Source organism: Halogeometricum sp. S3BR5-2 (genome assembly GCF_031624635.1).
Lineage (GTDB): Archaea > Halobacteriota > Halobacteria > Halobacteriales > Haloferacaceae > Halogeometricum > Halogeometricum luteum.
On the sequence record NZ_JAMQOQ010000004.1, the window covers coordinates 171,375 to 184,367 of the forward strand.

A 12,993-nucleotide genomic window follows, 5' to 3' on the forward strand; every position below is an offset into this window, starting at 1 on the left:
CAACTATCACGACCTCTCCTTGGCGAACCCCGGTTAAAAATTCGATTCCTCGTTCTCACCGCTGATATCGGCGTTTCCGGACAATTCGGCCGTCGCGGAGACGGTTCGGTGCGCCGACGGCTACAACGCTTATCCGACTCACCGCCTCAGGTACCGGTATGACGATGGACTCCTCGACGACCGACGACCCGCTCCCGTCGGACCTCGAAGACCACCTCTCTCCGTCGGGCGACCGGACGCTCGAGGATTACCTCGCCATGCAGGACGCCATCGGCGACCGGACGCGGTTTCTGGTCGTCTATCTCCTGGCGAACGACGACCCTCGCACCTCGGCGCAGTTGGCCGACCGGGTGGGGGTCCGCGCGAACACGCTCCACTACCACCTCAACAAACTCGAAGACGTGGGGCTGGTGCGAAAGCGGCGCGAGGCGGTGAACGGCACGGACGTTCGAGATACCCACTACGAGGCCACCGACGCCGGACGGGAGATACTCGAACACGGCGTCGTCCGCCTCATCCGTCGAACCGACGACTCCCCCGACGGTTCCGACTCGTAGCTCCCCCTCACACCGGGTTTCCGTCGTTCCGCGCGCCCCGAACCCTCCTCTCGTCTTCTCGACGGCATCTCTTCGATCCATTTTGATCGTTTTCCTGTCCTTTTTCTCTTTTCTGTCTTTGCTCTCTTTGCTGTCTCTTCTCCGGTGACGAACGCGGTGGAACACGGTTCCGACCCGACTGGCGTCCGTTCCGACCGGAACTCCGAACCGAACGACACACGAGATGACTATATAAACGGCCTGAAAATACAGCCATATTCCCCATTCCCCTTTCGGCCGAACCGGGTATCTGCATGGCGACCACCATCACGGACGACGAGACCGGCAAGCCAGTCGTCGACAGCGACGGAAACCAGATTGGCGTCGTTTCGTCGGTCGAACACGGGACGGCCCTCGTGGACCCCGACCCGGGTATCACCGACAAACTCCTCGCCAAACTCGGCTGGGACAACTCCGACGAGGAGGACTACCCGCTTCAGGAGGCGCGAATCGACACCGTCACGGACGACGAAATCCGTCTCCGCAGCCTCTGAACTGAGCCCCGACCGGACCTCCGTTCTCCGTCGACCGACCAACCTATCAAAACCCGTAGCGACGAGTCTCCGTTTCGCCGGTCTCAGCGCTCTTCTTCGAGGCGGGAGCGGACGTCCCCGGCGTCGAGTTCGTCGACCGCTTCCAGTCCGAGCGAGACGACGAGCGGGTAGAAGTGGCGGTTCTTCTCGAACGACTCCTCGTACTCGTACTCGTATTCGGCCTTGAGGATGGAGTAGGCGCGGTCCAAGTCCCGTCGAATCCCGTGCGGGAGGTACATGTAGGTCGGTTTCTGCTCGTCCTTGACCGAGAGTTTCGGTTCCTCTTCGCCCGCCCCGTCCGGTTCGCCCGCCCCGTCCGTTTCGTCCGTCTCCCCGCTTTCGTCCGGTTTTGCCGTCCCGTCCGGTTTTGCTGTCTTTTCGGTCTCATCCGTCTCGCTCGGCTCGCTTTCCCCACCGGCTTCCTCCGCGTCTTCTCGGTCCTCCGCCCCCTCCGACTCGCCCGTCAGGGCTCGGTCTCGGGCGCGCTGACGGCGACGACGGAGGCGGTCCGCGCGGTCCTCGCCGCTCATGCTTCGACCTCCCGTCCCTCGATGCCGAACTGCTCGTCGAGGTCGGCGGCGATGTCGCGGAACACCTCGCACATGTCGGACTCGGGGTTGAACTCGAGCAGCGAGACGCCCGCGTCGAGGGCCTTCTGTACGTCCGCGCGTTCGCGAATCTGCCACACCGGCACGTCGTCGAAGGCGGCGTTGATCCACTCGACCATCTCGCGCGCCTGCGTCTTCCGCACGTCGATGCGGTTGACGACGACGCCGCGGTCGTGGATGTCTATCTCGTAGTCGTACTCCAAGGCGTCCACGTGGTCGAAGAGGAGCTCGAACGCCCGCTTGGATGTCGACTCCGCGAGGGCGGGGATGAGGACGTTCTGCGTGGCGAACAGGGCGTTGTCCATGAGGTTGCCGAGGTTGGGCGGGCAGTCGACGACGACGTAGTCGTAGTCGTCCTCCACCTCGCGCAGGACGAGCGACAACTGTTCGCCGCTCCGACGCGCGAGCGTCAGTTCCGGTTCGGCGGCGGTCATGTCGATGTTCGAGGGAATGACGTCCATCTCCTCGTGCTCGCGGACGATTTCGGCGACCGTCTCCCGCTCTTCGGGGTCCGTGAGGCAGTCGAACAGCGTCGGCGGTTCGTCGTCGTACGCGTCCATCAGACCGAGGTTCTCCGTCGCGTTCCCCTGCGGGTCCAAGTCGACGAACAGCACGTCGTGCCCGCGGGCGCTTATCGCGCCGGCGACGTTGATGGCGATGGTCGTCTTTCCGACCCCGCCCTTCTGGTTCGAGATGCAGAGTTTTGCCGGGCCACTCATACGGTACGGCTTTCCCGTCAAAACTTATACTTTCCGACAAAGACAGTTTTTCTAGTTTTGCTGTTTTTGATGCAGTTTCGACGCTGCTGTCGGTTCCGGCGCCGGTTCGAGGACGCCGAAGACTCCCTGCTCGGTTCTCTTCGCCGACTCCGTCTACAAATCGTATAAGGCTCCTCCGCGAGGGACGAGTATGGCTACGAATCACGTCACCCGTGACGCGGCGACGACGGGCAACGAATCGACGCTCACTTCCTGGTATCGGACGCCCGACCCGAGGGGGTTCTGAGTGGCCGACGAGACGCGCGTCGGCGTCGACGTGGGCGGGACGTTCACCGACGTGGCGCTTCTGACCGCGGAGGACCGACTCGTGACCGCGAAGGTGCCGAGCACGGGCGACCAGAGCGTCGGCGTCGTCGAGGGCATCGAGAAGGCCTGCGCGGAGGCCGGTATCGACCCCGACGACGTCGACGGCTTCACGCACGCGATGACCGTCTCGGTCAACGCCCTGCTCGAAAGCACGGGCGCGAAGACGGCGCTCGTCACCACCGAGGGCTTCCGCGACGTGCTCGAAATCGGCCGGCAGGACCGCCCCGACCTCTACGACCTGACAGCCGAGCGACCCGCGCCGCTCGTGCCGCGCCGCCGCCGTTTCGAGGTGACCGAACGCGCGACCGAGGACGGTATCGAGACACCGGTCGACGAGAGCGAAGTCCGTGAACTCGCCGCCGAGATTCGGGACTGCGGGGCCGAGAGCGTCGCCGTCTCACTGCTGCACGCCTACCAACACCCCGAGAACGAACGCGCCGTCGCCGCGGTGCTCCGCGAGGAACTGGACGTTCCCGTCTCGGCCTCCCACGAGGTGCTCGCGGAGTTCCGCGAGTTCGAGCGCACCTCCACCACCGCGGTCGACGCCTACGTCACCCCCGTCATCGACGCCTACCTCGGCCGCCTCGAAGAACGAGCCGCCGAGTTGGGCGTCCCGACGCCCCGCATCATGCAGGCCAACGGCGGCCTCGCGCCCGCTTCGACCGTCCGAGAACACGCGGTGACGACCACCATGTCCGGCCCGGCGGCGGGCGTCGTCGGCGCCGCGGAGACGGCGGCGGCGGGCGACCTCGCCGGTCTCGTCACGTTCGATATGGGCGGCACGTCGAGCGACGTGAGCCTCGTCCGCGGCGGCGAGGCCGAGCGCACGACGGACGCCGAGATAAACGGCCATCCGGTCAGGACGCCGATGGTCGACGTGAACACCGTCGGCGCCGGCGGCGGCTCTGTCGCGTGGGTCGACGCGGGCGACGCCCTCCGCGTCGGCCCGCGTTCCTCGGGTGCCGACCCCGGTCCGGCCTGCTACGGGCGCGGCGGCACCGAACCCACGGTGACGGACGCGAACGTCGTCCTCGGCTACATCGGCGGCAGTTCCGCGCTCGGCGGCGAACTCTCCCTCGACGCGGGGGCCGCACACGACGCCCTCGCCGGCCTCGCCGACGAGGTCGGCCTCGACGACGCCCTGGCGGCCGCCCGCGGCGTCTACCGCGTCGCCAACGCGAACATGGCGCGCGCGATTCGCTCGGTGACGGTCGAACGGGGCCACGACCCTCGGCGGTTCGGCCTCGTCGCCTTCGGCGGCGCCGGCCCCATGCACGCCGCCGCTCTCGCCGACGGCCTCGACGTCGGTACCGTCGTCGTCCCGCGGGCCTGCGGCGTCCTCTCGGCGTACGGACTGCTCGCGGCCGACGAGAAGCACGACTCCGTGCGAACGCTCCGGAGTCCGCTCGTCGGCGTCGACGTGGCGACCGTCGAATCCGCCTACGACGGCCTCCGGGCGGACGTACTCGCGGACGTCGAGACGCCCGCAGACGCGACGGTGTCGCGGGCGGCCGACCTCCGGTACGACGGGCAGAGCTTCGAACTCACCGTCCCGGTCGGCGGGACGTTCGACCCCGAGACGGTCGCGGAGCGGTTCCACGAGGCCCACGAGGGCGCCTACGGCTACCGGCTCTCCGACCCCGTCGAACTGGTCAACCTCCGCTCGACCGCCGTCGTCGAACGCGGCGCCCTCGACGTGACGTACGGCGGCGCCGGCGAGGCGCGAAAGGCAACCCGTGAGGCGTTCTTCGACGACGGGTTCCGCGAGACGCCGGTGTACGCCCGCGAGGGACTCGACGCCGGCGACGACGTTTCCGGTCCGGCCGTCCTCGAACAGAACGAGAGCACCGTCGTCGTGCCGCCGGGGTGGCGGGGAACGGTCGGAGCCGACGGAACGCTCACGCTGACCAGAGGGGGTGAGGAACGGTGAGCGACGCGGACTCGGATGCGGACGTCGACGCGGTCCTGCTCGAAATCGTGCGCAACCAGTTCGAGAGCGTCGCCGAGGAGATGGGGCAGGTGCTCATCACCTCCTCGTACTCGCCGAACATCAAGGAGCGGCGCGACTGCTCGACGGCGCTGTTCGACGCCGAGGGGCGCCTCGTCGCGCAGGCCGAGCACATCCCCGTCCACCTCGGGGCGATGCCCGAAGCCGTCGAGACGGTGCTGGCGTACGACCCCGAACCCGGCGACGTGTTCGTTCTGAACGACCCCTTCGAGGGCGGCACGCACCTCCCGGACGTGACGATGGTGTCGCCGCTGGCGATAGACGGGGAAATTCTCGGATTCGCCGTCTCCCGCGCCCACCACGCCGACGTGGGCGGGATGACGCCGGGCAGCATGCCCGCGGGCGCGCGAGAGATATACCAAGAGGGTCTCCGTCTCCCGCCCGTGCGGTTGGTGTCGGGCGGGGAGACGAACGACGACGTGCTGTCGCTCCTCCTGGCGAACGTCCGCAACCCGGGGGAGCGCCGCGCCGACGTCCGCGCACAGATAGCCGCGAACGACCGCGCCGAGGAGCGACTCGCCGACCTCGTGGCCGAACACGGCCGGGAGCGAATCCTCGCGGCGTTCGACGCGGTCATCGATTACTCGCGCGAGCGAGTCACGGCGGAACTACGCGACCTGCCGGACGGGGAGTACAGCGCCCGCGACGTGCTCGAAGGCGACGGGCTGACCGACGAAGACGTACCGATCGAGGTGACGGCGACGGTCGACGGTGATACCGTCGCGTTCGACTTCGAGGGCACCGCTTCGCAGGTCCCCGGCAACGTCAACGCGCCGCTGGCGGTGGCCAAGAGCGCGGTCTACTTCGTCGTCCGGTGCGTGACCGACCCCGAGATACCGCCGAACCAGGGCTGCTACGACCCCATCGAGGTGTCGGTGCCGGCGGGGTCGCTGTTGAATCCGAACGCGCCGGCCGCCGTCGTCGGCGGCAACGTCGAGACGAGTCAGCGCGTGACCGACGTGGTGTTCACCGCCCTCGCGGACGCCGCCCCCGACCGCGTCCCCGCGCAGGGACAGGGGACGATGAACAACCTCACTATCGGCAGTCGCGCCGGCGGGTCCGACGGCTTCACCTACTACGAGACAATCGGCGGCGGTTCGGGCGGCCGCGCCGACGGCGACGGCCTCGACGGCGCGCAGGTCGGGATGACGAACACGCTCAACACGCCCATCGAAGCGCTGGAGGCCGAGTATCCGCTGTTCGTCGAGGAATACGGCCTCCGGCCGGGAAGCGGCGGCGACGGCGAACACCGCGGCGGACTCGGTATCGTCCGCTCTGTCACCGTCGGGGCCGACGCCACCGTTTCGCTGCTCACCGAACGTCGCCGAGTCGCCCCGCGGGGTATCGCCGGCGGCGCGGACGGCGCGGCGGGCGAGAATCTCGTCGACGGGTCGCCGGTCCCGGCGAAGACGACGCGCGACGTGCCGGCGGGGACGACGGTCACCGTCCGGACGCCCGGCGGCGGCGGCTACGGCGCCCCCGACGACCGGAGCGAGGAGCGACGCGAGGCAGACCGCGCGGACGGAAAGGTGGAGGACTGATAGGACTGATACGGACGACCGGAGGCCGGTCTCCCGGGCGATACCCGACGCGACGAGCGGATTCGGAGTCTGAGTTCGGCTACTGACCGGGCTGGAACTCCTCGTACGGTTGGATGACGACGAACCCGCCCTCCTCGGGGAACTCCAGTTGGTACGTCTCACCCGAGGAGCGGCCGAGGAGCCCTTTGATGTCGATGTCGCGCTTCGCGCTTGGCGAGACGTCGCTGCTCCACGCCACGGTGGCGTTGGGGTCGGTGCTGACGGGCGTCGGAACGACCAGCGGTTTGCCGTGCGTCGTGATGGCGACGCGGCCCGGACCCTCCAAGAAGACGTTGAAGAGACCGCCCGAGGAGGCGCCCGCGATGCTGTTCATCATCCTGATGTCCCAGCCGACGCCCTCCTCGAACGCGAGCACGTCGTTGCCGTTGACGCTTATCTCGTCGGTTTCGCCCAGTTCGAGTATCTGCACCTCCTTGCCCTGGTCGGCGAGGTAGAGGTTGCCCTCGCCCGTCGCCTGCATCATCACGGTTCCCTCGCCGGTGGCCCGCTTCTTCAGCATCCCGGTGAGACCGCCCTCGGACTTCCGCTCGAAGGAGATATCGCCCGTGTAACCGACCATCGACCCCGCCTTCGCCATGACGCTGCCGCTGACGGTGACGTCGAGCAGTTTCGAGTTCTCCAGTTGGAACGTCTCTCCTCCCGATTCCGGCGCGTGCGTGCTGACGAATTCGTCGAGATTCATAATCTGTTTCGAGTCGCCGCCGCGGTGACTCTCAGGAGAACGACTCTCGCGGAACGGTATAACTCTACGCGGCGTACCAGTCGGTCGAGCGGGATACGGTGCGTCGCGGGTGCCGAGGCCTGCGGCCGTCCCGTGCCGCTACGCTCTCCTCCGTTCTCTCATCAGTAAGTCCGCTCCGTCACGAGGTCACCCGCCTCGTCGTACACCGAGACGGTGTCGCCCTCGTCGTTCCAGACGCTCCGCGCTCGACCCCAGTGAACCGTCACCTCGTCGTCGCCCGCGCCCGTCAGGAGGCGGACGGTCGCGCCTGCGGGAACGACCGTTCCCGCGGGAAATTCGTACTCGTGCCCCGCCTCGTCTGTCACCGTCCACCCCGAGAGGTCAACCGGGGCGTCGCCTTCGTTCGCGAACGAGACGGATTCGCCCGCGCCGTCGCCCTCCCCCGAGGCGTCGACGTTCGAGACCACGAGCGGCGACGACGGCCCCGCGTCGGGGGTCACCGGCCCGAACAGGTCGAACGACTCCCCGAAGTTCGACGTGCGGGGGAGCGTCTCGTCGCCGTTCAGGTTCGACTCCCCGTCGACGACTCGGTCGTCGCTCAACCGCAGGTCCGACCCGAGGGCCTCGGCGACGCCGTTCAGGTGCTCTCGCGCCTCCGCGGGCATCCCCTCGGCGCCGTGTCCGAGGAGGAGGACCGCCCCGCCGCCGTCGACGAACGACCGGAGGGCGGACAGTTCGGACTCGTCGTACGCCTCCGCCGGCGCGCAGACGACGAGGGCGTCGCCGTCGACTCCTTCGCCCACGTCGTTCTGCTGGGTGAGCGCCGCGTCCTGCCCCTCCAGATATCTGAGGTAGTACGCCATATCCTCACAGGAGAGGGCGTAGTCGGCGTTGAACTGCCCGTGACCGCCGTCGACGACGACGCGTTCGGGCCGTTCGGCCCCCGCGGAGAGGGACCCGACGAGGTTCGTCGCGAACGGGTAGTTGCCGAACCGACTGGTGTCCGCCGCGAACCCCTCCGCCTCCTCGTACCGTTCGTCGAGGAGGGGGCCGCCGACCGTCGCCACGCCCGCCTCCCGGTCGACAGCGACGAGTGGAATCCGCTCCTCGTAACTCACCTCGCCGCCCGACTGCGTCGCGGAGGGCGAGGCGAAGACGGGAACTCTATCGTCGGAGACGGCACCGGACGCCGTCCGGACGCTCGCCGCTTTCGGAACGAACAGCCGTTCTATCTCGCTATCTCTGATTTCGGGCGACTGCGCGGGGTCGCTGCGTTTCCACACCCGTGCGCCGTCCTCGCGGGCGGAGCGCTCCCGTTCGAGGTAGTCGTCGTGCCGGGCGAACCCCGAGTCGTACACCCGGGCGTACCCCTCCGCCACCGCCAGTCGGTTGTACACCGTCGACCCGTCGTCGGTGCCGTCGTCGTCCTCGTTTTGCCCTTCCCCGTCGCTCCGGTCGTACCGAACGTAGCGAAGCAACCGTCCGAAACTCCCGCGGTCGGGTTCGTTCGCGTCGGCTTCGAGTTCGACCGACGCGTCGGTCAACTCCCGCTTCGCGAACTCGCTCGCTCTGTTCCCCCAGCGTCCGAGGTACGAGAGGTCCTCGATGCCCTCCCACTCCGCGCGACGCTCCGCGTCGGCGTTGTCCTCCGTCTCGGGGGTGTCTATCCCGATGATTCGGACGCGCTCTTCGCTCCCATCGTCGAGGCGGACGTCGATGGTGTCGCCGTCGACGACGTCGACGATTGTCGCAGTCTCTCCCATGCGTTCCGCCTCTCGTTCCCGTCGTATTACCTTTAATTCCGCTTCGCTATAGTCGGTATTTACCGCTCCGGAGACGTAGCGAGACAAATAAAAGACGGTTTTGGCGTCTTTGACGTCTTTTCTGTCGCTACTGTTTCTTCCCTCTCGCACACCGCTACTCGTCGGTGCGCCGACCCAGCAGGGTGGTTATCTCCATCTCGTAGAGGACGAGGTCGATTTCGTCGACGTTCTCGTCGAATACCCGAAGCGGACCGAATCGCTCGTTGAGTTCGGTGGCGTCGTACGCCGCCCGTTCCTCCTCGGACAGTCGCCGGAGCGACCCGGTGGCGACGACGCTCCAAGAGACGTCCCGGCCCGCGGCGTCGAAGAGGACGAACGACGCTTCGGTCGTCGCCTCCGCGACGTCGAGTTTCCTGCTGTCCTCGTCGTCGGAGAGGCGGAACAGGAGCGAGTCCCCGTCGTAGTAGTGGCAGACGGGTACCCCGTACGCGACGCCGTCGTCGGCCAGTGACAGCACCCCCGCCGACTCCGACCGAAGCCGTTCGTCCACCTCTTCGTCGCTCATCCCGAACGTGTACACGTACTCGATGCTGTCCATAACTCCTCTCGGAAGGTTACGTCGCGTCGCGGTATCAACCCGAGTTCGCTCTTCGGGTGACTTTCACCTCGGGGATGTACCACTCGTCAAAACTAGCAAATAGAGTTTTGTCTCCTTTTCTATCAGAGATAATTTTGACTTGGACGGCCAGCAGAACGCTCACCGAACCGAAATCGGTCGTCCATCATCGTCTCCGACTCCTCGGACCGCTGACCGGTCGGCGGTCGGAGCGTTCGCGGCGACGACGAGCCATCACCGCGAGAACCGAGGTGTTCGCGGACGCGGTCGGCGCGTCTCGGGTCGTCACCGTTCGCGTCGCCGTCCGGTTCCCCGTCTATCAATACGTCCCGACGTGACCGTCCTTCCGCGGTTCGGTCGCTCCCGAGAGCGTGCCGCCGTCGTTCCGAACGAGTTGCGCGCCCCCGAACATCCCCGTGTGGAGGAGGGACACGTCGTGGCCCCGCCGGTTCAGCGTCGCCCCGACCGACCCGGCCAGCGCGGGTTCGAGCGCCAAGTCGCCGTCCTCGCGGTAGCGCCACCGCGGGGCGTCCAGCGCCGCCTGAATCGGCATGTCGTAGTCGACGATGTTCGATATCACCTGCACGTGCCCCTGCGGTTGCATGTAGCCGCCCATGACGCCGAACGCCGCCCAGTCGTCCTCGTCGAACTTCGCGAGGGCGGGGACGAGCGTGTGGAACGGGCGCTTGCCGGGTTCCAGCCGGTTGGGGTGGTCGTCGTCGAGCGAGAACGACGCCCCCCGATTCTGGAGGGCGATACCGGTGTCGCCGGCGACGACGCCGGACCCGAACCCGGCGAACCGGGAGTTGATGTAGGAGACGACGTTGCCCTCGTCGTCGGCGACGCAGAGCAGGACCGTGTCGGCGTCCTCGGCGTGCGCGTCCGGCACGCCGAACGACACGTCGCTCGGTTCGTCGGTGATGTCGGCCGCGCGCCGACGGGCGTACTCCTTCGATGCCAGCGGCGGAATCTCCTCGTACTCGGGGTCGGTGATGTAGCGGTGGCCGTCGTGGAACGCCCGCTTCATCGCCTCGCCGAAGTAGTGCACGCGGTCGACGGAGTCGTAGTCGGCGTCGCCCGCGGCTATCTCCTCGGCGATGTTGAGCGCTTCCAGGGCGATGAGCCCTTGATTGTTGGGCGGGAGTTCGTACACCTCCGTTCCGCGGTAGGTCGTGCTCACGGGGTCGAGGAACTCCGGTTCGAAGGCCGCGAGGTCCTCGACGGTCATGAACCCGCCCTTCGACTGCACCTCGTCGGCGATGGCCTCGGCGATTTCACCCTCGTAGACGGCGTCGGCGCCCTCCTCGGCGATGGTTTTCATCGATTCGCCGAGTCGCGGAAGCGTCACCGTCTCGCCCACCGTCGGCGGTCGGCCTCCCGGCAGGAACGCCTCGCGGGCGTGTTCGTCGGTGAACAGGTCGTCGCCGTGCTCCCACTGCGCCGCGACGACTTCCGTCACCGGGTAGCCCTCGGTGGCGTACCGAATCGCCGCTTGGAGGTTCTCGCCCAGCGTTCGGCGCCCGAGTTCGCGCGTCGTCGCCTCCCACCCGCGCGCCGTCCCGGGGACGGTCACGGTGTGCGGCCCTCGCATGGGCATCTCCGCCTCCGCGGGTTCCTCACCCTCGTCGGCGACCGCTTCGCGGACGCGCTCGCGGGTCGCACCGCTCGGCGCGCCGCCGCAGGAACGCATCGCGCCCACGTCGCCGTCGGCGGTGCGGTAGAGGGCGAACACGTCGCCGCCGAGGCCCGTCGACGTGGGTTCGACGACGTTCAGTGCGGCCGCCGTCGCGACGGCCGCGTCGAAGGCGTTTCCGCCGTCGCGGAGCGTCTCGATACCCGCCTGCGCGGCCAACGGCTGGCTCGTCGCCACCACGCCGGACCGACCGTACACGGTCGACCGGCGCGAGGCGAACTCGTCTAGATTCGGTTCGCTCATAGGGATGTAACCTCGTCTCTCCGCAAAGCACCCACCCCGGATATATCCGCCCGTTCCGTCCGTCGACCGAGATAGCAACCGGTTTGGCGGTGCTTCCGAAATCGAGCACAGCGACCGTGAGCGACCATCCCAGCACAGACTCTTCTCGACGCGAGACGCTCGGTCTCTTCGTCGGCCTGTTCGTGCTCTCGACGGCGGCTGCAGCCTACGAAATCGCCCCGGCGAGTGTCCTGCCGCTGATCCAAGAGTCGCTCGGACTCACGGCGAGTACGGCGGGGTGGCTCGTCAGCATCATGTACGCGACTGCCGTCGTCACCAGCGTCCCCACCGGTATCGTCCTCGACCGCTTTTCGGTCCGCCGGGTAATTCTCTTCGGAACCGTCGCGCTCGTCGTCGCGGGCGTGTGGGGCTGGTATGCGGCCACCGCCGGCGCGTATCTCTGGCTGCTCGTCTCACGCGTTCTCGGCGGTATCGCGTACGTCATCTTCTGGAACGCGGGCGCGAACGTCGTCGGCAGCGCCGTTGCGTCCCGGTACCGGGCAACCGCCGTCGGCGTGTTCACCGCGAGCGCACCGGTCGGATTCGCACTCGGCCAGTTCGGCAGTCCGCTCGTCGCGACCGTCGCCGGATGGCCCGCAATCCTCCCGCTGTACGCCGCCATCGGCGTCGTCGGCGTCGCACTGTTCCTGCTCGCGACCCGCCGCCACGTTCCGGGTATCGAGACGGCCACGCCGGACCGAACGGCGCTCCGCGGGTTGTTCACCGACCGGGCGGTCTGGACCGTCTGTGCGCTCTGCTTTCTGGCCTATTCGCTGTATCTCTTCGTCAACACGTGGCTCCCGAGCTATCTCGTCGACGGGTTCGGCATCTCGCTGGCGGCGGGGGGACTGCTGACCGCGCTGTTTCCGGCCATCGGCGCGGTCGGACGGTCGAGCAGCGGCGTGGTCTCCGAGCGCCTGTTCGGCGGCAAGCGTCGACCCGTCGTGATATCGGCGTTCGCCGTCGCCGCACCGGCCGTCGTCGCGTTCGTGTTCGTCTCGCGGCTCGAGTCGGTCGTCGGAGCGGTGCTCGTCGTCGGCTTCGCGATTCAACTCGTCACCGGGTTGCTCTTTTCGTATATCACCGAACTCGTCCCGCCGGCGGTACGGACGACGGCTATCTCGCTGCTGACGAGTATCGGTCTGCTCGGCGCGTTTGCTGCACCCATCGCCGCGGGAACTATCATCGACCGCGTGGGCTACGACCCGGCGTTTTTCGTCGCCGGTGGCGTCGCTCTTCTCGGCGTTCTCTTGGCGCTGCGTACGCCCGAACCCAACTGAAACCGCCTTTCCGGCTATCGTTGCGGAGCGCACCGTTCTCGACTCCGACGGGACTCGGCCATCGTCGAGTCCGTGGAGGAAGCCGGTAACCCGACCGAACTCGGACGCGACGTCGAACTCCGATACCCGGAACGACCAGGTGGACCTCGCGCGGTTGGCGCGCGAACTGATCGCCCGATAGACAGAGATGCTGACCACCGCCATCGAGATGAACTACTACGAGCCGAGCAGGGGGGTCCGTCGAAG

Annotated in this window: 12 protein-coding genes; 6 read left to right on the top strand and 6 right to left on the bottom strand. The window is 67.6% G+C overall.

Annotated elements, in window-relative coordinates; translation table 11 throughout:
* The first annotated feature begins 158 nt into the window (after window positions 1-158).
* The gene (locus tag NDI79_RS15540; RefSeq protein WP_310929499.1) at window positions 159-557 is read left to right on the top strand and encodes a winged helix-turn-helix domain-containing protein; all 399 of its coding nucleotides are present in this window, start codon (window positions 159-161) and stop codon (window positions 555-557) included.
* 293 nt (window positions 558-850) lie between these two features.
* Window positions 851-1,090, top strand: a complete 240-nt coding sequence (locus NDI79_RS15545) for a PRC-barrel domain containing protein (protein WP_310929500.1) — start codon at window positions 851-853, stop codon at window positions 1,088-1,090.
* Between the two features lie 83 nt (window positions 1,091-1,173).
* Here NDI79_RS15545 and NDI79_RS15550 read toward each other — a convergent pair whose 3' ends face one another.
* Together NDI79_RS15550 and NDI79_RS15555 are read right to left on the bottom strand one after the other, a co-directional pair.
* Window positions 1,174-1,659 (bottom strand): DUF8160 family protein, encoded by a 486-nt coding sequence (locus tag NDI79_RS15550; RefSeq protein ID WP_310929501.1) that lies wholly within the window; start codon window positions 1,657-1,659, stop codon window positions 1,174-1,176.
* The gene (locus NDI79_RS15555) at window positions 1,656-2,456 is read right to left on the bottom strand and encodes a ParA family protein (RefSeq protein ID WP_310929502.1); all 801 of its coding nucleotides are present in this window, start codon (window positions 2,454-2,456) and stop codon (window positions 1,656-1,658) included. Before NDI79_RS15555 ends, NDI79_RS15550 begins: the two co-directional genes overlap by 4 nt.
* A 286-nt stretch (window positions 2,457-2,742) precedes the next feature.
* Between NDI79_RS15555 and NDI79_RS15560 the strand changes: the two genes are divergently transcribed.
* A complete protein-coding gene (locus tag NDI79_RS15560) occupies window positions 2,743-4,752 on the top strand; it encodes a hydantoinase/oxoprolinase family protein (protein ID WP_310929503.1) in 2,010 nt (669 codons plus the stop codon).
* Window positions 4,749-6,371, top strand: coding sequence for a hydantoinase B/oxoprolinase family protein (locus NDI79_RS15565; protein WP_310929504.1), 1,623 nt, complete (start codon window positions 4,749-4,751; stop codon window positions 6,369-6,371). Before NDI79_RS15560 ends, NDI79_RS15565 begins: the two co-directional genes overlap by 4 nt.
* Window positions 6,372-6,450: 79 nt before the next feature.
* Here NDI79_RS15565 and NDI79_RS15570 read toward each other — a convergent pair whose 3' ends face one another.
* The 3 genes from NDI79_RS15570 to NDI79_RS15580 form a co-directional block, all read right to left on the bottom strand.
* Window positions 6,451-7,113, bottom strand: coding sequence for an AIM24 family protein (locus NDI79_RS15570; RefSeq protein ID WP_310929505.1), 663 nt, complete (start codon window positions 7,111-7,113; stop codon window positions 6,451-6,453).
* Window positions 7,114-7,274: 161 nt separating this feature from the next.
* Entirely contained in the window at window positions 7,275-8,876 is a 1,602-nt protein-coding gene (locus tag NDI79_RS15575; RefSeq protein WP_310929506.1) for a lamin tail domain-containing protein, read from the bottom strand.
* A gap of 154 nt (window positions 8,877-9,030) precedes the next feature.
* On the bottom strand, window positions 9,031-9,474 hold the full coding sequence (locus tag NDI79_RS15580; protein WP_310929507.1) for a pyridoxamine 5'-phosphate oxidase family protein: 444 nt from the start codon (window positions 9,472-9,474) through the stop codon (window positions 9,031-9,033).
* Window positions 9,475-9,608: 134 nt separating this feature from the next.
* Here NDI79_RS15580 and NDI79_RS15585 point away from each other — a divergent pair, with 134 nt between their 5' ends.
* A complete protein-coding gene (locus NDI79_RS15585; RefSeq protein WP_310929508.1) occupies window positions 9,609-9,830 on the top strand; it encodes a hypothetical protein in 222 nt (73 codons plus the stop codon).
* On the opposite strand, the gene ggt is transcribed toward NDI79_RS15585, so the two are convergent.
* A complete protein-coding gene (gene ggt / locus NDI79_RS15590; protein WP_310929509.1) occupies window positions 9,812-11,428 on the bottom strand; it encodes a gamma-glutamyltransferase in 1,617 nt (538 codons plus the stop codon). The two genes, NDI79_RS15585 and ggt, sit on opposite strands and share 19 nt — an antisense overlap.
* Window positions 11,429-11,544: 116 nt before the next feature.
* On the opposite strand from ggt, the gene NDI79_RS15595 reads away from it, so the two are divergent.
* A complete protein-coding gene (locus NDI79_RS15595) occupies window positions 11,545-12,747 on the top strand; it encodes an MFS transporter (protein WP_310929510.1) in 1,203 nt (400 codons plus the stop codon).
* The last annotated feature ends 246 nt before the right edge of the window (window positions 12,748-12,993 follow it).